Source organism: Nocardioides terrae, from assembly GCF_900112345.1.
In the GTDB taxonomy this organism is placed as follows: Bacteria; Actinomycetota; Actinomycetes; order Propionibacteriales; family Nocardioidaceae; genus Nocardioides; species Nocardioides terrae.
The window spans coordinates 338,916-360,157 of the sequence record NZ_FOLB01000001.1; the positions used below are offsets into that span (position 1 = coordinate 338,916).

Consider the following 21,242-nt stretch of genomic DNA (forward strand, 5'->3'; position numbering starts at 1 on the left):
CCCCACTCTTCGGTGAGCGACACGCCGAATCAAGGAAAAACAACACTGTGGGAATTACATGCCTGTCGTACCCACAAGTCAAGCCCGACGTCTGCTACAGGGACCAAGGTCGCAGCCCGGCTGCACCCCTGGTACAAGCGATAGGGAACGATGAGGCGCCATGCGCAACATCACCGTCCTGTCCGGTGGCGTCGGCGGCGCGCGGTTCCTGCAGGGGCTGCTCCGCGGCATCGCCGACGGCAGTCTGCCCGGAGTCTCCCCCGATGCCGAGGTCACCGTGGTGGCCAACACCGCCGACGACCTGTGGATCCACGGCCTCAAGGTGTGCCCCGACCTCGACACGGTGATGTACACCCTGGGCGACGGCATCGACGTCGAGCGCGGCTGGGGCCACGCCGACGAGACCTGGAGCGTGATGGAGGAGCTGCGTGCGTACGACGTCGAGCCGACCTGGTTCAACCTCGGCGACCGCGACGTGGCGACCCACCTGGTCCGCACCCAGATGCTCGACGCGGGCTACCCGCTCTCGGAGGTGACCGAGGCGCTCTGCCGGCGCTGGCTGCTCCCTCGCTACGGGCACGGCGTCCGGCTGGTGCCGATGACCGACGACCGCGTCGAGACCCACGTGGCGATCGCCGACCCGGACTCGCCGAGCGGCCGCCGGGTCGTGCACTTCCAGGAGTACTGGGTCCGGCTCCGCGCCTCGGTCCCCGCCGAGCTCCTCGTCTTCGTGGGCCTTGAGGAGTCGACGCCCGCACGCGGCGTGCTCGACGCCATCACCGGCGCCGACCTCGTGATCCTGCCCCCGTCCAACCCGGTCGTCTCGGTCGGCACCATCCTCGGCGTCCCGGGGGTGCGGGAGGCGCTGGTCCGGACGTCCGCGCGCGTCGTGGGGATCTCCCCCATCATCGGCGGCCAGCACGTGCGCGGCATGGCCGAGCAGATGCTGACGTCCATCGGCGTCGAGGTCAGTGCCGCCGGGGTCGGCCTGCACTACGGCGCCCGCACGAGCGGCGGCGTCCTGGACGGCTGGCTCGTCGACAGCTCCGACTCCGGCTCGGTCGGGCGTCTGGCCGAGGCGGGGATCCCCACCGCGGCCGTGCCGCTGTGGATGAGCGACCCGCAGACGACCGCCCGGATGGCGGCCGCCGCCATCGACCTGGTCCGAGCGCCGTGATCACCGTCTGGGCCCCCGACGGCGTCGGCGAGGTCCGCGGGGGCGACGACCTCGCCGACCTGGTCCTCACCGCGCTCGAGGCCCCGCTCGTCGACGGCGACGTCGTGGTCGTCACCAGCAAGGCGGTCAGCAAGGCCGAGGGCCGGGCCCGGGCCTCGACCCGCGAGGCCGAGCTGCCCGGCCAGACGCTCCGCGTCGTCGCCCGACGGGGACCGACCACCATCGTCCGCAACCTGCTCGGCCTGACCATGGCCGCCGCGGGCATCGACGCCTCCAACGTCGCGGCGGGCACCGTCCTGCTCCTGCCGGTCGACCCGGACGCGACCGCCCGTCGGATCCGGGCGGCGATCGGTGAGCGCACCGGCACCAACGTCGGGGTGGTCGTCACCGACACCGCCGGACGGGCCTGGCGCGACGGTCAGACCGACCTCGCGATCGGCGCGGCCGGCCTGACCGTGCTGCAGTCCTTCGCGGGCCGCACCGACGCGCACGGGAACCCGCTCGTCGTGACCGCGCCCGCGGTCGCCGACGAGATCGCCTCCGCCGCCGAGCTGGCCCAGGGCAAGCTGGCCGGTCGGCCGTTCGCCGTCGTCCGCGGGCGCGCCGACCTGGTGCTGCCGGCCGGGGAGGACGGACCCGGCGCGGCGACGCTCGTGCGCCCGGAGGGGGCCGACCTCTTCGGGTACGGCGCCCGCGAGGCCGTCGTACGCGCCCTGGCCGGACGGCCCGAGGACCGAACCCCGTTCGGTGCTGCGGGCAGCCGGGACGAGCTCGCGGAGGCGGTGCTGACGGTGACCGGACAGGCGCCGTCTCCCGACGGCGCCGCCCTCGTCGTCACCGGCGCCGAGCCGGCGACACTGGCGGCGCTGGCCTTCGCGTTCGGCTGGACTCTCGAGACGACACCGACCGAGTTGGCCGGTCATGCACGTCTACTGCCACCGACTCCGTAGACTCTGCGCGACCCGCACCACCCGACACCTGATCGAGGAACGCCGAGACCGTGGCCAAGAAGACCGCCGCCCAGAACAACCGACGGGCGGTCATCGACGACATCCGCAAGAAGCAGAAGGGCGCCGACCGCCGGCGTGGCTTCGCGATCGTCGGCGTGTGCGCCGTCGTCGCCATCCTGATCGTGGGCGCCGCCGCGTTCCGTCCGGTCAAGGACTGGTGGGACGAGCGGAAGTTCAACGACGTCAACCTCGCCGAGGTCGGCGCGCCGGCGTCGGCGTGCGACAAGATCACCACCAAGAAGGCCGACGGCAACCAGCAGCACGTGCCGTCGGGGACGCCGGTGGACTACACCACCACTCCCCCCGCCTTCGGCCCGCACTGGAACGAGGCCGGCCTCGCGCCGGTCCCCATGGAGAAGAAGTTCTACGCCTGGGGCGAGCGCCCCGAGCTCGAGGCGCTGGTGCACAACCTCGAGCACGGATACACGATCGTCTGGTACGACAAGACCGCGAACGACGACGGGAGCGAGATCGCCGCCCTGCGCGCCATCGGCTCGAAGTTCCCCGGTGACTCCAACATGCGCTACAAGCTGAAGATCGTGCCGTGGCTCCCCTCGGACGAGGGCGGCAAGAAGTTCCCCGAGGGCAAGCACATCGCGATCACGCACTGGTCGGCCGGCGGTGACGGCCAGACCGACGCCACCAAGCAGGTCGGCGTCTTCCAGTACTGCAGCAGCGTGTCCGGTACGGCGCTCAAGGACTTCATGACGAAGTACCCCTACACCGACTCCCCCGAGCCGCTGGCCATGTGACGCACCCCGTCGGCCTCCCCTCAGGTGAGGTCGACGGCGCCGTCCTTCTGGAGGCCGACGACCAGCTGCTTCACCTGCTGGGCGCGCTCGCGGGTCGTGACCAGGACGGCATCGGGCGTGTCCACGACCACGATGTCCTCGAGGCCGATGACGGCGATGACCCGGCCGCTGTTCGGGACGACGAGGCCGCTGCTCTCCACGGCCTTGACCAGGTGCCGGTCGCCCAGGACGGTCGGTCCCTCGCTGTCGACGGTCAGGGCGGCGTCGAGCAGGGTGGCGAGGGAGTCGAAGTCCCCGACGTCGTCCCAGCCGAACTCGGCGGGCACGACGGCGACCTTGCCGGCCGCGGCGGCCGGCTCGGCCACCGCGTTGTCGAGGGCGATCTTCGGCAGCGTCGGCCACACCTCGGCGATGGTCTCCGGCTCGGCGGCGATCGAGCGCAGCCGGGCGGCGAACCCGGGATCGGCGTCCGCCAGCAGGTCGAGCAGCACCGTCGGCCGTACGACGAACATGCCGGCGTTCCACCGATAGCCGCCGGAGGCCAGGTATCCCTGCGCCACCTCGGCGGACGGCTTCTCGACGAAGCTGTCGACCAAGCCGACGCCCTGGTGGCCCTCCAGCGGTCCGGCCTGGTGGATGTAGCCGTAGGCCGACGAGGCGAAGGTCGGCTGGATGCCGATGGTCACGAGCCAGCCCTCGCGCGCGACGGCGGCCGCGGTGTGCACCGCCTCGGTGAACTTCTTGGCCCGGGTGATGACGTGGTCGGCCGCGAAGGATCCCATCACGGCGTCCGGGTCGCGCCGCTCGAGGACGGCGGCCGCGAGCCCGATGGCGGCCATCGAGTCGCGAGGCGTCGGCTCGGCGAGCACTCCTCCACCGGCCAGGCCGGGCAGCTGCTCCAGGACCGCCTCCTCGTGGGCAGCGCCGGTGACGACGAGGAACCGGTCGTCGACCAGGGGGGTGAGCCGGTCGTAGGTCTCCTGGAGCAGGGAGCGACCGCTGCCGGTGAGATCGCGGAGGAACTTCGGCGCCGTCGAGCGCGACAGTGGCCACAGACGGGTGCCCGACCCCCCGGCAGGGATCACCGCCCAGAAGCTGTCGATGTTGAGTCTGCCGATCACGCCGTCAGGGTAGGCGATCCTCGCCCAGGCGGTGCCCGTATCGTCAGGACGTGACCGTCTTCACCGAGGTGCTGACCCGCCTGCTGCGACAGGACTCGGGACGTCCGCTCGTGACGTTCTACGACGACGCCACCGGCGAGCGGACCGAGCTGTCGGTCGCCACCTACGCCAACTGGGTGGCGAAGGCCGGCTCCCTCCTCGTCGACGAGATCGACCTCGAGCGCGGCATGCGGATCCGGGTGGACCTGCCGCCCCACTGGCTGACCACCGTCTTCCTCGGCGCGGCCTGGAGCACCGGGCTCGTCGTCACCGACGACTCCGGTGACGGCGGTGAGCCGGAGGCCGTCGTCACCGGGCCGGACGGGCTCGACCGATGGTCGGCACAGGCCTCGGAGCGGGCCGTGCTGGCCTGCTCGCTGCGGCCGCTCGGTGTCCGGTTCGCCGAGCCACTGCCGCCCGGCGTGCACGACGTCGGGGTGGAGATCTGGTCGCAGCCCGACTCGTTCGTGCCCTGGGACCCCCCGTCGGGCGCCGACCCCGCCGTTGCGCTGGCCGGCGCGACGATCAGCCAGGACGAGCTGTGGGAGGCGGCCGCTGCCGGGACCTCGATCGGGTCCACTGGCGGCGACCGCCTCCTCTCGGAGGTGAACCCGGCTTCCCCACCGGGGATCCCCTCCTTCACCGGGCCGCTCAGGACGGGCGGCTCGGTGGTCCTGGCCGTCCACGCCGGCCCGGACCGGCTCGAGGCGATCGCTGTCGCCGAGCGGGTCACGGGCCGCTTCCCACGTGTGGCGGCCACGGACGTCCAGAACTGATCAGCCGGCCAGGTCGTAGCCTCCGAACCCGCTCCCCAGCAGTTTCGGCTTGGCGAGGCTGCCGTCGGCGTTGCCCTGCAGCGCGTAGAGCGCGCCGGCTCCCGTGCGCACGATCAGGTCGGGGTGACCGGTGACCTCGAGCGCGCCGACGCCGATCACCCAGTCGTAGCCGGCCAGGCTCACCGGCAGGGTGCGCGGTGCCCCCAGTCCGGCAGGGCCGTTGCCCGGGTAGAGCTGGAGGGCGTTGCCGTTGCGGACCAGCAGGTCGGGCGTGCTGTCGGCGTCCCATGCTCCGGCCGAGATCTGCGTCTGACCGGCCATGCCGCCGTACGCGGTGACGTAGCCGGTGACACCGGTGGAGCCGTTGCCGGGGTAGAACCGGGTGGTGCCGCTGAGCGCCGCCATCAGGTCCATCCGGCCGTCGCCGTCGACGTCGCCGGGCGCGGTGATCATCGTGGCCGAGCGGAAGTTGCCGATCGAATAGCGACCGCTGAAGCTGCCCGCGCCGTTGCCGAGCGTCAAGTAGAGGGTGCCGTCGGTCTCCCGGTAGAAGACGTCCCCGTGGCCGTCCCGGTTCCAGTCCCCCGCATTGAGCACGAGGTTGGCCCGCGACAGGTCCAGGTTGGTGACGATGGGCTGGCCCAGGTCCGTGCCGCTGCCGCGGTTGAGGACGTCGACGCGGCGACCGGTCAGCGCCAGGACGTCGGGTGCGACGTCGCCCATCACGTTCGTGGCGCTCAGGACGCGACCGACCGCGTGCAGCGGCCTGTACGGCCCGATCTGGGCGCCGAAGATGCCGCGACCGAGGTTGGGCCGGACGTAGCCGAGCCGGCGGTGGGCGGTGCGGACGAGGAGGTCGGCCTGGCCGTCCTTGGTGAAGTCGGCCGCCACGATGGAGTCGTAGGCCTGCCAGCCTCCGCCGAGCGATCGACGGTGCGGGAAGCCGCCGTTGCCCTTGCCGTGGTAGAGCCACAGCACGCCGTTGCGGGCCCGGGCGAGCAGGTCCACCCGGTGGTCGCCGTCGACGTCGCCGGCCGTGATCATGTTGTAGGCGCGGAAGCTGGACTTCAGCGTCTGCCTGCGGAACGTGCCGTTGCCTCGGCCCAGCCACACGGTGACCTTGCCGCTGTGCCTGTTCCGCGAGAGCAGGTCGTTGCGCCGGTCGCCGTTGACGTCACCCAGCGCGGTGATGAGGTCGCGGTTGCGCTGCTGCATCGAGGGGGCCCGCCCCTTGCCGAAGCCGCCGGCGCCGTTGCCCGGCCGGACCACCGACTTGCCGGCGCGCGTCACGAGCACGAGGTCGGCGCGGCCGTCGCCGGTCAGGTCCGGCGAGAGGACCGGGGTGTATCCGGACCGGACCGTGAAGCTCGTGTGGCCGGAGAAGCTGCTGAAGCCGGCGGTCGGAAGGATGACGCCGCGCTTGTCGCTCGCCCGCCGGGCGATGATGTCCGGGTAGGCGGATCCGGCCAGGTTGGCGTTGCGGCCGGCGTAGCTCAGCGGGCGCTGCGCCACGGCGGCGATCTTGCGGATGTCCGGGATCCGGGCGTAGAGGTACCGGCCCGGGCAGGCGGTCGACTTCGTGTCGCGGTGACCCATGATCGAGGAGGCGAACACGCGCCGGCCGATCTTCACGTTCGTCGCCGCCGCGGACACGCCGTTGATCGCCAGCTTCCAACCCATCAGGGAGCCGAACGCCCCGACGACCGCCTGCGGCGGCGCGACGATGTCGAAGTTGCCGATCGCGGAGGCCCCGAAGGAGTCGCCGTTGTAGTTCTCGGTGTGGGCGCCGACCACGTTGCGGTCCACGCCGCCGTAGCGCCCCTCCCAGATCCGGCCGAACCGGTCGATGAGGTAGTTGTAGCCGATGTCGCGCCAGCCGCGGCTGCGCACGTGGTAGGCGTAGATGCTCCGGATGATCGCGGGCACCTCGGCGGCGCTGTAGTCGTTGGCGTTGACGGTGTGGTGGACGAAGCCGCCGTGCACCGATCCGTACGACGGGGCCGTCTGCTCACGGATCCGCTCGTCGGCGCCCCACTGCGCGCGGCTGTAGATCAGCGGCTTGGTCGCCACGATCGGTGCGGCGGCCAGGGCGAGCCCGTCCTGCTGCTCGTCGGCGACGTCCGCGGTGTCGGCCGCAGGGGCGGCGGCACGGTCAGTGGCCGGGTCGGCCGGGGCCACCGAGCCGTCGCCGGCGGGGTCGGCCGGGGCCTCGACCAGGCCGCCGTCTCCGTCGGGAGCCGCGTCCGGGATGACGGGAAGCTCGCTGGTGTCGATGTCGGGGGTCTCCGCCTTGGTCGCGGTGACCTTGCCGGGGTCGATCACGGCGAGCTTGAGGTCGGCCGGGACGTCCTCCGACTTCATCTCCGCGCGGACCTGGACCTGGTCGACGTGCCCGACCAGCGCCTCGTCGGTGCCGGGGCGCTCGTGGCGCGCCTCCTCGGTCCCGGCGTCGGGGCCGTGCTCGTCGTGGTAGTCGAGCTCCTGCCACCCGCTCCACGCGCCGTCGGTCTGCGTGCGGAGCGTGAAGCTGATGTCACCCTCGCCGATGTCCTGCCCGTGCTCCCAGGTCACGCCGACCGTTCCGTAGCCGCTGACGTCCTGCGGGTCGCTCGTGATCGTCGTGGTGTCGGTGGCGGTGTCGGCCACCGTGGTCGCGTGCAGCCCGGCCGAGCCGGCCGAGCCGGCCGTGCTGGTCGCCACCGCCGGCACGACGCGGGCGGCGCCGTGGTGGGCGGGGGCGAGAGTGCCGCCGACCGCACCGGCCGGCGCGGTCAGCGCGACCTCGTGCAGGTCGGGGTCGGCCGCCGAGGAGGCGACCGGGGTGGCCTGCTCGGCGACAGCGGCGTACGCCGCCATCGCGGCCTGGCCGTCGTCGACAGCGGACGCCGGGCCGGTGGAGGGGTGGTCGCGGACGACGTCGAGGTTGACGACGTTCGCGGCGGGGACAAGGGCGGCGAAGACGGCGCCGAGGACCAGCGTCTGCTGGCACAGGGCGACGAAACGCGACTTCTGCGGATGCATTAAGGGCTCCAGGTGTGCGGGGAAGAGTCACACGAGGGCTCAACTTTCACATCAGTCACAGCATTCTGGGAAGGGAATGCGAGTAACTACAATCGTGTAATTTCTACTCGACACGCCGATCACTTGGAGATTAACGTAAAATTACAACCGTGTCATTCGCGAAATGACGACGGCCCCGCCCTCCCCGAGGGGTGAGCGGGGCCGTCAGGCCGGGCGGTCGGTGCCGCCGGAGCTGCTCTCAGATCTCGGCCCCGAGCTCGGAGTCGGTGACGGACATGGAGGCGGCTGCCGATGAAGAGCCACGGTCCTCGGGCGACAGCTCGTCGTCGTACTTGACGTAGCGGATTCCGTCGAGGGCGGGGCCGTCGAAGCCCAGCTTGCCCTTCTCCAAGACAATCACCCGCTCGCACATCTTGGCGACCGAGCCGGCCGCGTGGCTGACGTAGACCAGGGTGACGCCGCTGTCGCGGACCTCCTGCATCTTCTGCATGCACTTCTTCTTGAAGGGCTTGTCGCCCACCGCGAGAACCTCGTCGGCCAGGAAGATGTCGGAGTCGACGTGGACGGCGACCGCGAAGCCCAGTCGGGAGTACATCCCGCTGGAGTAAGTCCCGACCGGGGTGTCCAGGAAGTCGCCGATGTCGGCGAAGTCGACGATCTCGTCGAACTTGCGCGCCGTCTCCCGCTCGGTCATGCCGAGGATGGCGGCGTTGAGGTAGACGTTCTCCCGACCGGTCAGCTGCGGGTGGAAGCCCGCGCCCGTGGCGATCAGCCCGGCGATCCGGCCGCGGGTCAGCACGCTGCCCATGTCCGGCCGCATGGTGCCGTTGATGAGCTTGAGCAGCGTCGACTTGCCCGAGCCGTTGAGGCCCATCAGGCCGACCGACTCGCCCTGCTGGATCTCGAAGGTCACGTCGTCGACCGCGTTGAACGTGTCGGAGATCTTGTTGCCGCGCAGCTTGGCGACGGTCATCTGCTTGAACGTCTTGTGGTAGCGCTTCGTGAACACCTTGGTCGCGTTCTCGACCTTGATCGACGTCACCATCAGAGCCGCTCCGGGACCTTGTTCTCGAACTTCTGGAAGACCCGCTGGGCGACCACGAGGATCAGCACCGCTGCGATCAGGTTGCCGAGCGTCCACAGCCCGAGGTGGTCGGGCAGCGTCTCCGCCGCCGACCTCGTCGGGTCGGCCGTCGTACCGACCCAGAACGCACGCTGGAACAGCAGGCACGCGATCGCGACCGGGTCGCACAGGTAGAGGTGGGTCACCCAGGTCGGAAGGTTGTCGCGCACCAGCGAGAACGGGTAGAGCATCGGCACGGCGAACCGCACGTAGTTGTTGATGATGCCGACGAAGCTGCCGAAGTCGCGGAAGAAGACGTTGGCGGTGCTGAACAGCAGGGCGAGCGCCGTGCCGAGGATCATCGCGATCAGGACCGCTACGACGGCGCACATCATGCCGACCATGTCGGGCTGCCAGCCCTCCATGATCCCGACGCCGATCAGGATGAGGATCTGCGGGGCGACGTGCCACAGGGAGACGAGCATCGTCGCCACGGGGAACATCTCGCGCGGCACCGACATCTTCGCGATCAGGCCCTTGTTGCCCACCAGCGAGCGCGTGCCCGCCCCGAAGGTCTCGGTGAAGAAGTGGACGATGATCAGGCCGGCGAACATGTGCACGGGATAGTTCTCGAAGCCATGGCTGGCGCCGAGGATCTTGCCCATGAAGAACCAGTAGATGAAGAACTGGGACAACGGGTTGATGTAGGACCACAGGAAGCCGAGGAACGAGCCCTCGTACCGGCCCTGGACCTCGCGCTTGACCAGCAGGCGCAGGACGTAGCGCCGGCGGAAGACCTCGAGCAGGCCCTGGTGCGCCGACGGAGACGCCAGCGGCACGTCGGCGAGCCTGTGGCGGTCGACCAGCGCCTGGGTGCCGGTCGAGCCGGTCGTCTCGGTCATGAACCCGACTCCTGATCGGTCTCCGTCCAGGGGCGGAAGGTCTGCTCCCACGACTCCGGCGAGGTGATGTCGCCCAGGGCGGCGCGGTAGCGCTGGGCCAGCGCCGGCCACTCGCGCCGGTAGCGCTCGTGGAGGGCGAGGGTGCGCTTCATCAGGTCGCGGAACGCGCCGAGGTCACGCTTGTAGAGCGCCGTCGAGGATCCGTCGTTCATGGACACGACGGCCGAGTCGTACGACGCCAGCTTCCACCACTTGGCGTCCATCGCGCGGATCTCGGCCTCGGGGTAGTCACGGGAGAGGTCGCGCGGCGGCTTGACCGCGTGGCGGATGGGGGCAACGCCGGCGCTGATCAGGCTGGAGAGCCGACCGGGCACCTCGACGACGTCCTTGCCCTTGCGCGGCGGCTTGGTCCGCTTGACCGGCGGCAGGTCGTCGCGGTCGGTGTGCAGCTGCGCGTCGGTGAACTGCTTGCGGAAGGTGTTGATCTCCGTGAGCTTGCCGGCCAGCATGCCGTGCAGCGCCTCCGGGCCGGCGAGGACGTCCTCGAGGGCGCGCAGGCGCAGCTCGGCCGTGGAGTACTGCATGGAGACCAGGTGGGCGATCTGGTGGTTGAGGCTCTCCCGGATCAGCCGGCCGCCCTTGGGGTAGGGCGAGTGCAGCAGCGCCGCGATGAAGCGGTTGCGCAGGTGGAAGTAGGCCTGCCAGTCGACGGCGTCGTTCTTGTCGCCCCACGGGATGTGCCACACCGCGGCACCCGGGAAGGTCACCGTCGGGTAGCCGGCCTCCTTGGCGCGCAGCCCGTACTCGGAGTCGTCCCACTTGATGAAGAGCGGCAGCGAGAGGCCGATCTCCTCGATCACCTGGCGCGGGATCAGGCACATGTACCAGCCGTTGAAGTCCACGTCGACCCGCTTGTGCAGCCAGCGCGAGGAGCGGATGTTGCGGGCGGAGAGGTCCCAGTCGCTGTAGCCGTCGAGCGGCGTCTGCCACCAGAAGCGCCACGGCTGGACGATCTCACCGAAGCTGTGCAGCCGGCTCTTGGCGTAGAGGCTGAACATGTGGCCGCCCACGAGGGTGGGGCGACGGCACAGGTCGCCGAAGGTGACCGCCCGGATGATGCCCTCGGGCTCACACTCGACGTCGTCGTCCATGAGCAGGGTGTACGTCGCCGTGCCCTTGCGCACCGACTCGAGCTGACCGCGCGCGTAGCCGCCGGAGCCACCCAGGTTGCCCTGCTCGATGACACGGAGCCGGCCCTGCAGGCCCTTCTCGGCGTCGGGGAAGAACTCGCTGTCGCGGACGAGCTGGGTCTTGCTGCCCTGCTCCATCACGAAGACGGTGTCGAGGTAGGGCAGCACCTCCTCGGTGCCGAGCTGGCCCAGGAGCTTGGCGCAGAAGTCGGGGCGGTTCATGGTCGTGATGGCCATGTCGATGGTGCCGTGCTCGGCCCGGTCGGCCGGGACCTCCGCGGTCCACTCGGCGGACTCGACGACCGCGTCGGTCGTGCCGGCCGCGACGTCGTACCAGTACCAGCCGCCGTCGACGAAGGGCTTGAGCGAGAGGTCGAACGTGAGGGTCTGCGAGTCGCCCTCGACGGTCGCGGCGTCGACCTTCTGCGAGCGGCCGTCCGACGTCGACTTGTTGACGACGACGGTCGCGCCGGACCCCTTGACGACGAGCGTCAGGGTGACGTCGGAGACGACCGTCCAGCGGCGCCAGTAGCTCGCCGGGAACGCGTTGAAGTAGGACCCGAACGACACCCGCTCCCCCGCCGGAATGCGGAAGGCGGTGCGGGACAGCAGCTGGTCGGGGTGGACGGCGCGGCCGGTCGAGGTGGACTGCCGGATCGCGGCGTTGTTGAGGTCCTTCGCGGACCGGTTGCCGCCGACCTCGTACTTGCTCGCGTCGAGCTTGATCTCCTCGAGGTCGACGTAGAGCGCGATCGCGTCGAGCTCCCGGTCGACCGGCATGATCTGGCGCTGCAGCAGACGGGTCACCGTCGAGGCCTCGGCGCTCGCCTTGGCCTTCTTCGAGCTGGTCTTCGTCACGGTCACTCGTCCACTCCACCACTCTTGAGCTCGGCGCCGTCCACGAAGTGGGGGCGGAGCTTGTTCTCGAACATCGACAGCGCCGAGGCGATCGCCATGTGCATGTCGAGGTACTTGTAGGTCCCGAGGCGGCCGCCGAACAGCACCATCGGCTCGGCCTTCGCGAGGTCGCGGTACTTGAGCAGCTTCTCGCGGTTGTCGGCCGTGTTGATCGGGTAGTAGGGCTCGTCACCCTCCTCCGCAAAGCGACTGTACTCACGCACGACGAACGTCTTGCCGGGCGTGTAGCGGTCGGCCCGCTCGGGGTGGAGGTGCTTGAACTCCAGCTCGCGGGTGAACGGCACCTCGGGGTCGTTGGCGTTCACCACGCCGGTGCCCTGGTAGTCCTCCACGTCGAGGACCTCGGACTTCAGGTCGACCGTGCGCCAGGAGAGCCGGCCCTCGGCGTACTCGAAGTACTCGTCGACCGGGCCGGTGTAGACGATCGGCACCTTGCCCTTGAACTCCTCGGCCACGTCGAAGAAGTCGACGCCGACGCGCACCTCGATGTTGGGGTGCTCGGCCATCCGGGTCAGCCACGCGGTGTAGCCGTCGACCGGGAGGCCCTCGTACTTGTCGTTGAAGTAGCGGTTGTCGAAGGTGTAGCGGACGGGGAGCCGGGTGATGATGTCCGGGCTGAGGTCCTTGGGGTCCTTCTCCCACTGCTTCGCGGTGTAGCCCTTGATGAAGGCCTCGTAGAGCGGGCGTCCGATCAGGGAGATCGCCTTCTCCTCGAGGTTCGTGGCGTCCTCGGTCTTGAACTCCGACGCCAGCTGCGCGATCAGCGCGCGGGCCTCGTCGGGCGTGTGGGACTTGCCGAAGAACTGGTTGATCAGCGCCAGGTTCATCGGCAGGGAGTAGACCTGCCCCTGGTACTTGCCGAAGACCCGGTGCTGGTAGTTCGTGAAGTCGGTGAACCGGTTGACGTACTCCCACACCTTCTCGTTGGAGGTGTGGAACAGGTGCGTGCCGTACTTGTGCACCTCGATGCCCGTCTCGGCGTCGAACTCGGAGTAGGCGTTGCCCCCGAGGTGGGGCCGGCGCTCGATGATGAGCACCTTCTTGTCCAGCTCGGCGGCCATGCGCTCGGCGATGGTAAGGCCGAAGAAGCCGGAGCCGACGACCAGGAGATCGGGAGCGTGGTCTGGGAGTTCGGTTGACACGGTGGGTCAGTCTACGGAGGTCGCGGGGAGGGTCCGCATTCCCCGCGCCGCGCGTAGGGCACGGATCACGTTCGACGCCTCGCCTCGGCGGCCGCGCAGGAGCGCGACGAGCGTCACCGCCAGCGTGATCGCCCAGGGCTTGGCGCGGACGAGCGCGTTCTCGCCGTAGCGCAGGTGGACGACGAAGAGGTTGCGATACATGTAGAACCCCTTCCAGCTGCTGAGGTCGTGCTGCTGGCTGAAGTCGAGCTGGCGGACGAGCCGAGCGTCACGCACGGCCCAGATGCGCCAGCCGGCGCGGCGGGCGCGGAGGGCGTAGTCGACGTCGTCGTAGAAGATGAAGAACGTCGGGTCGGGCAGGCCGATCCGCTCCACGACGCGGCGGTGCACCATGAAGCCCTCGAACGCCACGTTCGCCAGCTCCACCCGTTCGGGCATGCTCGCGCGGTCCGGATAGGAGGTCATCACGCTGGCGGTCTTCGGCTTGATCGCCAGTGGGTTGCGCAGGTCGAAGCGGGTGGCGGCGAGCTCGATGAGGCTGCCGTCGGTGTTCTCGCGCACCGACATCAGGCAGTCGGAGCTGTCGGGGTCCTGCGCCAGTAGGACGGTGAGGCAGTCCGGGGCGGGGACGACGTCGTCGTCCATGAGCCAGATGCGGTCGAACCCCTCGTCGTACGCCGCCTTCACGCCGGCGTGGAAGCCGCCCGCTCCCCCGAGGTTGTCCGGGCTGGTGATCACCTGCCGCCGCGTCCCACCGGCCGGGGCCGTCGAGACCCAGGTCGCGAGGACCTCGGCGGTGTGGTCGGTGCTCGCGTTGTCGACGACGATCACCGCGTCGGCGGGGCGCTCGAGCCTCGCCAGACCGGCGAGGAGGTTGGCGAGCAGGTCGGCGCGGTTGTAGGTGACGACGACGATCGCCACAGTCTCGACACCTCCGCTGGTCGAGTAGCCCGAGCCGCCAGGCGAGGGCGTATCGAGACCACTCATGCCAGGAACCTCTCGTGCCCGGTGAAGTCCCCGCGCAGCCCGGCCCACATCGCCCGTGCGCTGAGCAGGAGCCGCCTGGGCGAGGGGCGCGTGAAGGTGTAGAACCACCCCGTCTTGACGACGAACGCCAGCGCGTGCGGCCAACCGTTGTAGTCGCGCTGGTTGACCAGGTTGTTGCGAGCCATGCAGTAGTGCTTGAGGTCGCTCGGGCTGTGGTTGTAGGTCGTCCGGCCGAACATCATCGGCGTGCCGAGGCTGCCGACCGACGGGTGCAGGAAGCGCGCGCTCGCGACGGTGGCGATGCCGGCGCCCGCCGCCTCGGCCCGCAGCCGGTACTCGTGGTCGTCGCCCCAGATGAAGAAGTCGGCCCGCGGGACGCCGATCCGCTCCACGAGCGCGCGGGTCACCAGGACGCCGTTGAAGGGGATGACGATGCCCTCGAGGATCCCGGGAGGCCTGGCGGCCCGCTCGACCGCGGCGACGTCGTGCACCACCCGGGTGCCGCCCGGCAGTCGGACGGGGAAGACCAGCCGGTCGGGCGCATCCTCGTCGACGACCACGGGGCCCCAGAACTCATAGCCGTACTCCTCCAGCGGGAGCAGGCGCTCCAGGCAGTCGGGAGCAGGTACGCCGTCGTCGTCCATCAGCCAGACGAGGTCGGCGCCGCGCTCCACCGCCCACGCGAGTCCCTCGGCGAAGCCGCCGGCGCCGCCGGTGTTGGTGGCCAGCGTCCGCGCGACGACCCGCCGCTCGGCGTGTCCGTCGGCCCCCTCGGCACCGGGCTCGAGGGACGCCAGCCACTCCGACGTACCGTCCGTCGAGGCGTTGTCGACGACGAGGACCTCGTCCAGGCCGGGCACCGCGTCGAGCCGCTCGAGCAGGCGCTGCAGCAGGGCGAGCCGGTTGAAGGTGACGACGACGGCGGCGATGCGCCGTCGCCCGACGGCACCGTCCCCCTGCTCGCTCACGCCGGCAACCCTATGGTCTCGACGGGCTCGACCGGCGACGCGGGTCGGCTCGATCGGCGAGGCGGGTCAGCAGGCCGAGGCGAGGTCGTCGGACTGGTTCGCGGCGTAGCCGGTCTGGAGCGAGCCGATCGACCCGCCGGTGACCACGGCGTTCCCCTCAGGCTGCTCGGCCGGAGCGGTGGAGCCGCCCGACGGGGCGCCCGACGTCGGGGTCCGGGTCTTCTTCGGCACCTTCTTGCCCTCCGCACGGTCGATGGCGGTGGTGATCATCGAGCGGACCTTGGCGATGTCCGGGTGCGCGGTGACGATCGCGGGCGGGACGAGCGAGACGGTCGCCACCTTCTGGCTCTTGGCCTTCAGCGCGAGGGACACGAAGCGGCCCACCTGGCTGGCCGGGATGCTGGTGGAGACCATGTTGGAGCCGGCCTTGGCGATCTCGTCGAAGTTGGTGAGCACCTTCTGCGGGCTGACCTGCTGGAGCATGGCGGCCATCACGCACTTCTGCCGCGCCATCCGCGAGTAGTCGTCGGAGTCGTGGCGGGCCCGGGCGTACCAGAGCGTCTCCCAGCCGTTCAGCTTGCGCGTGCCCGTCTTGAGGTGGGTGTAGAACTTGTCGCCCGGGATGCCGACCGGGATCGGCGTACGGACGTTGAGGGTGACGCCACCGACGGCGTCGACGAGGCCCTGGAAGCCGGACAGGTTGACCAGCGCCCAGTAGTTGATGTCGAGGCCGGTGATCCCCTCGATGCCCTCGATCGTGGCCGCGATGCCGGGGTTGTCCTCGCCCGCGAACACGTCGCGGTGGTCGGCCGCCCAGGTGCTCAGCGAGTTGAGGTAGCACTCGTCGCAGTCGTAGCCGTGCGGGAACCGCTTCGCCAGGACCGAGCCCTTCTTGAAGGGGAAGTCCGACATGTTGCGCGGCAGGCCGATGAGCACCGTCTTGCCGGTGCTGGCGTCGATGGAGGCGACGGTCATCGAGTCGGTGCGCAGGCCCCAGCGGGTCTTGCCGCCGTCGCTGTCGCCGCCGATCAGGAGCACGTTGAAGCGGCCGTCGTGGGCACCGACGACCTCGTTGCCGGCGAAGGTCGCCATGACGGTGCTGCGCATGACGCCGACCGTGTGCGAGCCGAAGAGGAGCACCCCGCCGACGACGAGGCACATGACGCCGTTGACGCCCAGCAGGACCCGTCGGTGGGTGAGCATGAGGGAGAGCGGCTGGCTGATGCGCCAGGCGTCGACCAGCAGCGCCGCCCAGGCGACCGCGATGGCCATCAGCCCGAGCCGGAGCAGCTGCAGCACGGAGGGGTTGGTGAAGAGCGTGAGCGCGCGCCCGCGGTCGAGCACGGCGAGCACCAGCGTTCCGAGGCCGAGCAGGAGTAGGCCGGCCCAGACCCGCATCGCGATCCGACCGACCCGGGCGTTGCCGGCCACGACCTGGGCCGACCCGGGGACGACGAGCGTCATGACGAGCAGCGAGAACGCTCGTCGGTAGCGGACGCGGGCCGCACGCTCGGCGCACGAGGTGCGGACGGAGGGCCGGGGCTGCGACATGTGACACTCTCTGTTGCGAGCTCGTCGTGGGGCGAGACGCAGGTCAAAGGCGGGGGAAGATCGGGCGTCGCCGACCGCTCGAGCCGGCCCCGCCAGTATCACCAGTCACAACCGTCACAGGTCGGAGCGACACGCGTCACGGTTCGCCGACACCCGGGTGCTGGCTCGGGCCGGGTACCTTCGTCGCCATGGCAGATCGACCCAACAGCTCAGGAGAGGGCCCGGAGTTCGACTGGCTCTACGGCGCGCGCGGTCGCAACGGCGACCGGTCGGCCGAGAAGCCGGAGGCGACCCGCGCCATCCCCGTGCAGCCGCGCACGCAGCGCGTCCAGGGTCGTGACCAGCAGGCGCCCTCGGCACAGCCGCAGCCAGCACAGCCGCAGCGCACCCAGGACCGGCGGGCCGCCCGTCCGCCGGCCGCTCCCCCGCTCGCCCCGACGCCTCGCGAGGCGGGCTCCGGCGGCGGACGCGGCCGCTTCGTCAGCTTCAAGACCGTGCGCCGCATCGTCTACGTCCTGGTCCTGGCCTGGATCGTCAGCCTGGTGTGGGTCGGCCTCTCCTTCCCCGGCGCCATGTCCCGCATCGCCTGGGAACCGTCCGGCGCCCGCCCGGCCGACCAGCCGGGGACCAACTACCTGGTCGTCGCGAGCGACTCGCGCAAGGGCCTCTCGGCCGCGCAGCGCAAGCGGCTGCACACCGGCAACGACGTGGGACAGCGCACCGACACGATCAAGGTGCTGCACACCGGCAGCGGCCCCAACCTGCTGATGACGATCCCGCGCGACTCCTACGTTCCCATCCCCGGCCACGGCAGCACCAAGATCAACGCGGCCTTCGCCTACGGCGGCGCGAAGCTGCTGGTGAAGACCGTCGAGCAGAACACCGGCCTCCACATCGACGGCTACGTCGAGATCGGCATGGGTGGCCTCGTCAACCTGGTCAACGGCGTCGGCGGCATCACCATCTGCCCGAAGACCGACATGAAGGACCCGCTGGCCGGCCTCGACGTCAAGAAGGGCTGCCAGCACGTGAAGGGCGTCAAGGCGCTCGCCTACTCGCGCTCGCGGCACGCCCAGCAGCTGGGCGACCTGGGCCGCGGCGAGGCGCAGTCGGAGGTCATCGGCCAGATCGGCAAGCGTGCAGCGACCCCCGGCACCCTGCTCAACCCCTTCAAGCTCAACGGCCTCAAGGACGCCGCCTCCGGCATCGGCGTCGGCAAGGGCATGAGCACCCTGGACATCGCGCGGTTCGCCTGGGCGTTCAGGTCGGTCTCGAACGGCTCGGCCCTCACCTGCGGCGTCCCGATCTCCGACATGTACATCCACTGGGACGACGCCCGCTCCAAGAAGATGTTCGACTACCTCAAGGCCGACCGGACCGAGGACATCCCGCAGAACCTGTGCACGCCGTCGGGCCTGCCCAAGTCGGTCACCGGCTGACGCTCCGCCTCACATCGTGTGGCCGGATGCGCAGCCGGTGCGCCTCCGGCCACACGATCAGCGGAGCGGGGCCCGCCGATAGGTTCGGTCCATGACCTACCAGACCCTCAGCGTCGAGGTCGACGGCGACGGCATCGCGACGCTCACCCTCGACCGGCCCGACGCGCTCAACGCGTTCGACGTGACGATGGCGCGCGAGCTCGAGCGGTTCTTCCTCACCGACGCCCGCTCCGACGACGTGCGCGCGGTCGTCGTGACGGGGTCGGGCCGGGCGTTCTGTGCCGGGATGGACCTGTCGGCCGAGGGCAACGTCTTCGGGCTCGACGAGTCGCAGCAGCCGACGCCGGAGACGCTGCGCGAGCGGTTCGACGACCCGGCGTACGCCGACGGCATCCGTGACACGGGCGGGCGAGTGACGCTCGCGATCCACGCGCTCCCGAAGCCGGTCATTGCCGCCCTCAACGGCCCCGCTGTCGGGATCGGCGCCACGATGACGCTGGCGATGGACATCCGGCTGGCCTCGACGCGCGCCCGGATCGGCTTCGTCTTCGGCCGCCTCGGCATCGTGCCCGAGGCCTGCTCGAGCTGGTTCCTCCCGCGCATCGTCGGCATCCAGCAGGCCCTGGAGTGGGTCTACGCCGCCGAGGTCCTCACCGCTCAGGAGGCGTACGACGGCCGGCTGGTCCGCTCGCTGCACGAGCCCGACGACCTGCTGCCGGCCGCCCTCGAGCTGGCCCGGTCCTTCGTCGTCGGCCGCTCCCCCGTGGCCCTCGGCCTGGCCAAGCAGCTGCTCTACCGCAACAGCGCCGCCGCGGACCCGCTCGAGGCGCACCTCTCGGACTCGCTCGCGATGTTCTACACCTCGATCGGGGACGGCAAGGAGGGCGTCGCGGCGTTCCTCGAGAAGCGGCCGCCGAGCTTCACCGGGACCGCCTCGGAGCTGCCTCGGGTGTTTCCGTAGCGGGTAGTTTCTTCAGGTATGACCAGCCAGACCGAAGAGCCTGACGAGTTCGAGCCCGAGACCAAGGTCGACCCGGCGGACGGGATCTGGGAGGGCGACGCCATCGACGTGGTGGAGTCCGAGGAGACCGACGACCGGGAGATCTACGTCGACGCCGAACGCCTCGAGGAGCCCGTCGACCCCGACGAGGAGGACGAGGAGCTCTGAGGCTCCCGCCGTGATCGGTCAGCCGAGCGCGCGGTCCAGGAGCGCCCGGAGCTCCGCGGACGCGCGCCGCGCACCCTCCTCGTGCCACGAGGACGTGTCGCTCATCGTGTAGCCGTGCGGGGCGCCCGGCACGATCTCGTTGACGTGCGGTCGGCCCGCCTCGGTGAGGGTGTCCTCGAGCACCGTGACGTGTTCGGGGGTCAGGCTCTTGTCGTCGTCCGCGTGCAGCAGCGCGTACGACGCCGTCGTGCCTGCGATCGCGAGGTGCGGGCTGTCCGGCCGGTCGGTGACCAGTCCGCCACCGTGGAACCCGCCCACGGCCTTGACCCGGTCGGCGTGCCAGCCGGCCGTGCGCAGCGCCAGGCGTGCACCCATGCAGTAGCCGACGGTGCCCATCGGGCCGGCGGCCGCGTGCTCGGCGAGCGTCGCGATCCAGGCCGCGGCGTCGCGCTCGGCCTTGTCCGGGGTCAGCGCGTTGACGCGGGCCATCACGCCGGACCGGAAGAACGCCGCCCGGTTCTCGGCGACCCGGAGGTCGGCGGTGGGCGAGAGGTCGGCCGCTGAGCCGTGGCGGTAGAACACGTGGGGCGCGAGGACCGTGTAGCCCCACGACGCGATCTCGTCGACCATCTCGGCGATCCTCGGGCGCAGTCCGATCGCGTCCATGTAGAACAGCACGCCCGGGCCGGACCCGGCGAGGTAGGCCTCGGCGGTACCGTCCGGCGTGGGGATCTGGATCGTCTCGACCATGCCCGGACGCTAGCCGTCGTCCCCGGCGCGTCCGTCCTCGGGGTGCTCGGAGCGCTCGGGGTCCGCATCCTGCTCGCCGCGCTCGCGTTGTTCAGGGTGCTCACCGCCTCCGCCGGCGCGCGCGGCCCGGTCCTCGGCCTCCGGGTCGCCCGTGAACAGGCCGACCCCGCTGGCGCGGCGCAGCAGGTAGGGGTGCGCGTTTGACTCGACCAGCTCGGTGCGCTGGCGCGGTAGGCCGTCCTCGTCGTGGCGCTGCATCCAGGCGATCAGCTGCTCGCGCACGTGGCAGCGCAGGTCGAACAGGGTGGGCGCGTCGCGGGCGGTGACCAGCACCCGGACCCGCACGTAGCCGGCCAGCGCGTCGGTCACCTGCAGCACCTTGACCCGGCCGTCCCACAGGTCGGTGTCGGCGAGGATGCGGTCGAGCGCTTGCCGCATCGCCTGGGTGTCGACCCGCCAGTCGACATCGAGCTCGACGGCGCCGAGCAGCTCCGAGGCGTGCCGCGTCCAGTTCTGATAAGGGTTCTGGGTGAAGTACGTCGACGGAAGGATCAGCCGCCGGTCGTCCCACAGCCGGACGACGACGTACGTCAGGGTGATCTCCTCGACCCAGCCCCACTCCTCCTCGACGATGACGGCGTCGTCGATGCGGAGCATGTCGCTGAACGCGATGGTCATCCCCGCGAAGACGTTGGCGAGCGAGGATTGCGCTGCGATGCCGACGATGACCGAGATGACCCCGGCGGACGCGAGCAGGCTGGCGCCGACGGCCCGGACGTCTGGGAAGGTGAACAGCGCGACACCGACGGCGACCACCGCGACCGCGACCACGGTCAGCCGGCGCAGCAGCAGCACCTGCGTCCGCACCCGGCGGGCCATCAGGTTGTCCGGCACGTCGGTGCGGTGCCGCCGGAGGCTGACGTCCTCGGCATAGATGATGAGCGCGCCCACCAGCCACGCGCAGGCACCGACCAGCCCGATCCGCAGGGTGTGCTGCACGGTCGGCCACCAGTCCCACGTGCCGTACGGCGTCCGGGTGACGGCGACGTAGAGCGCCAGCACCACCGCGAAGGTGCGGAACGGGGCCCGCAGGCTGCGGCGGAGCGTGCGGCCGCGCGACCAGTACCGGCCCACCAGGTGGAAGGCGAGCGCGCCCAGGACGATGACGGCGAGCGCGGTGACGCACGCCGTCGCCAGGAACGCGAAGAAGTCGGGCCAGGAAACGGTCACCGCCTCCCAGTGCGCCGCGAGACGGCCACCGAAACACC

At 70.6% G+C, this 21,242-nt stretch carries 18 protein-coding genes; 7 read left to right on the top strand and 11 right to left on the bottom strand.

Annotated features, from left to right (window positions below):
• Positions 1-160: 160 nt before the first annotated feature.
• From cofD to BM236_RS01625, 3 genes are read left to right on the top strand one after another with little or no spacing between them, the layout of a single operon-like run.
• A complete protein-coding gene (gene cofD / locus BM236_RS01615) occupies positions 161-1,177 on the top strand; it encodes a 2-phospho-L-lactate transferase (protein ID WP_091119407.1) in 1,017 nt (338 codons plus the stop codon).
• The gene (gene cofE / locus BM236_RS01620) at positions 1,174-2,127 is read left to right on the top strand and encodes a coenzyme F420-0:L-glutamate ligase (RefSeq protein ID WP_091119410.1); all 954 of its coding nucleotides are present in this window, start codon (positions 1,174-1,176) and stop codon (positions 2,125-2,127) included. The genes cofD and cofE overlap by 4 nt, the downstream gene beginning before the upstream one ends.
• Before the next feature lie 50 nt (positions 2,128-2,177).
• Positions 2,178-2,939 (top strand): DUF3105 domain-containing protein, encoded by a 762-nt coding sequence (locus BM236_RS01625; protein WP_091119412.1) that lies wholly within the window; start codon positions 2,178-2,180, stop codon positions 2,937-2,939.
• A 20-nt stretch (positions 2,940-2,959) separates the two neighbouring features.
• Here BM236_RS01625 and BM236_RS01630 read toward each other — a convergent pair whose 3' ends face one another.
• Complete coding sequence (locus BM236_RS01630) at positions 2,960-4,060, bottom strand: mannose-1-phosphate guanylyltransferase (RefSeq protein WP_091119414.1); 1,101 nt, start codon at positions 4,058-4,060, stop codon at positions 2,960-2,962.
• Positions 4,061-4,110: 50 nt separating this feature from the next.
• Here BM236_RS01630 and BM236_RS01635 point away from each other — a divergent pair, with 50 nt between their 5' ends.
• Positions 4,111-4,875: a TIGR03089 family protein gene (locus BM236_RS01635; RefSeq protein ID WP_091119416.1), complete on the top strand. Its 765-nt coding sequence runs from the start codon at positions 4,111-4,113 to the stop codon at positions 4,873-4,875.
• On the opposite strand, the gene BM236_RS01640 is transcribed toward BM236_RS01635, so the two are convergent.
• From BM236_RS01640 to BM236_RS01675, 8 genes are all read right to left on the bottom strand, one after another.
• Complete coding sequence (locus BM236_RS01640; protein WP_091119419.1) at positions 4,876-7,896, bottom strand: FG-GAP-like repeat-containing protein; 3,021 nt, start codon at positions 7,894-7,896, stop codon at positions 4,876-4,878. It lies immediately after the preceding gene.
• Positions 7,897-8,134: 238 nt separating this feature from the next.
• Entirely contained in the window at positions 8,135-8,941 is an 807-nt protein-coding gene (locus BM236_RS01645) for an ABC transporter ATP-binding protein (RefSeq protein WP_091119421.1), read from the bottom strand.
• Complete coding sequence (locus BM236_RS01650) at positions 8,941-9,861, bottom strand: ABC transporter permease (RefSeq protein WP_091119423.1); 921 nt, start codon at positions 9,859-9,861, stop codon at positions 8,941-8,943. Before BM236_RS01650 ends, BM236_RS01645 begins: the two co-directional genes overlap by 1 nt.
• Complete coding sequence (locus BM236_RS01655) at positions 9,858-11,909, bottom strand: glycosyltransferase (protein WP_245750074.1); 2,052 nt, start codon at positions 11,907-11,909, stop codon at positions 9,858-9,860. The genes BM236_RS01650 and BM236_RS01655 overlap by 4 nt, the downstream gene beginning before the upstream one ends.
• A 2-nt stretch (positions 11,910-11,911) precedes the next feature.
• Positions 11,912-13,111 carry a UDP-galactopyranose mutase gene (gene glf / locus BM236_RS01660; protein WP_091119425.1) on the bottom strand — a complete coding sequence of 400 codons (1,200 nt, stop codon included), beginning with the start codon at positions 13,109-13,111 and terminating at the stop codon, positions 11,912-11,914.
• A gap of 6 nt (positions 13,112-13,117) precedes the next feature.
• Entirely contained in the window at positions 13,118-14,098 is a 981-nt protein-coding gene (locus BM236_RS01665; RefSeq protein ID WP_091119427.1) for a glycosyltransferase family 2 protein, read from the bottom strand.
• Positions 14,095-15,066 carry a glycosyltransferase family 2 protein gene (locus BM236_RS01670; protein WP_091119429.1) on the bottom strand — a complete coding sequence of 324 codons (972 nt, stop codon included), beginning with the start codon at positions 15,064-15,066 and terminating at the stop codon, positions 14,095-14,097. Before BM236_RS01670 ends, BM236_RS01665 begins: the two co-directional genes overlap by 4 nt.
• A 66-nt stretch (positions 15,067-15,132) precedes the next feature.
• Positions 15,133-16,617 carry an LCP family protein gene (locus BM236_RS01675; protein WP_091119432.1) on the bottom strand — a complete coding sequence of 495 codons (1,485 nt, stop codon included), beginning with the start codon at positions 16,615-16,617 and terminating at the stop codon, positions 15,133-15,135.
• A gap of 188 nt (positions 16,618-16,805) precedes the next feature.
• Here BM236_RS01675 and BM236_RS01680 point away from each other — a divergent pair, with 188 nt between their 5' ends.
• The 3 genes from BM236_RS01680 (at position 16,806) to BM236_RS01690 (ending at position 19,224) form a co-directional block, all read left to right on the top strand.
• Positions 16,806-18,056, top strand: coding sequence for an LCP family protein (locus BM236_RS01680; protein WP_091119434.1), 1,251 nt, complete (start codon positions 16,806-16,808; stop codon positions 18,054-18,056).
• A gap of 91 nt (positions 18,057-18,147) precedes the next feature.
• The gene (locus BM236_RS01685) at positions 18,148-19,017 is read left to right on the top strand and encodes a crotonase/enoyl-CoA hydratase family protein (protein WP_091119437.1); all 870 of its coding nucleotides are present in this window, start codon (positions 18,148-18,150) and stop codon (positions 19,015-19,017) included.
• A gap of 18 nt (positions 19,018-19,035) precedes the next feature.
• The gene (locus BM236_RS01690; RefSeq protein ID WP_091119440.1) at positions 19,036-19,224 is read left to right on the top strand and encodes a hypothetical protein; all 189 of its coding nucleotides are present in this window, start codon (positions 19,036-19,038) and stop codon (positions 19,222-19,224) included.
• An 18-nt stretch (positions 19,225-19,242) separates the two neighbouring features.
• Here the strand turns inward: BM236_RS01690 and BM236_RS01695 are convergent, their stop codons facing one another.
• Together BM236_RS01695 and BM236_RS01700 are read right to left on the bottom strand one after the other, a co-directional pair.
• Positions 19,243-19,974, bottom strand: a complete 732-nt coding sequence (locus tag BM236_RS01695; RefSeq protein ID WP_091119442.1) for a dienelactone hydrolase family protein — start codon at positions 19,972-19,974, stop codon at positions 19,243-19,245.
• A 9-nt stretch (positions 19,975-19,983) separates the two neighbouring features.
• Entirely contained in the window at positions 19,984-21,204 is a 1,221-nt protein-coding gene (locus tag BM236_RS01700; protein ID WP_091119445.1) for a mechanosensitive ion channel family protein, read from the bottom strand.
• Between the last annotated feature and the right edge of the window lie 38 nt (positions 21,205-21,242).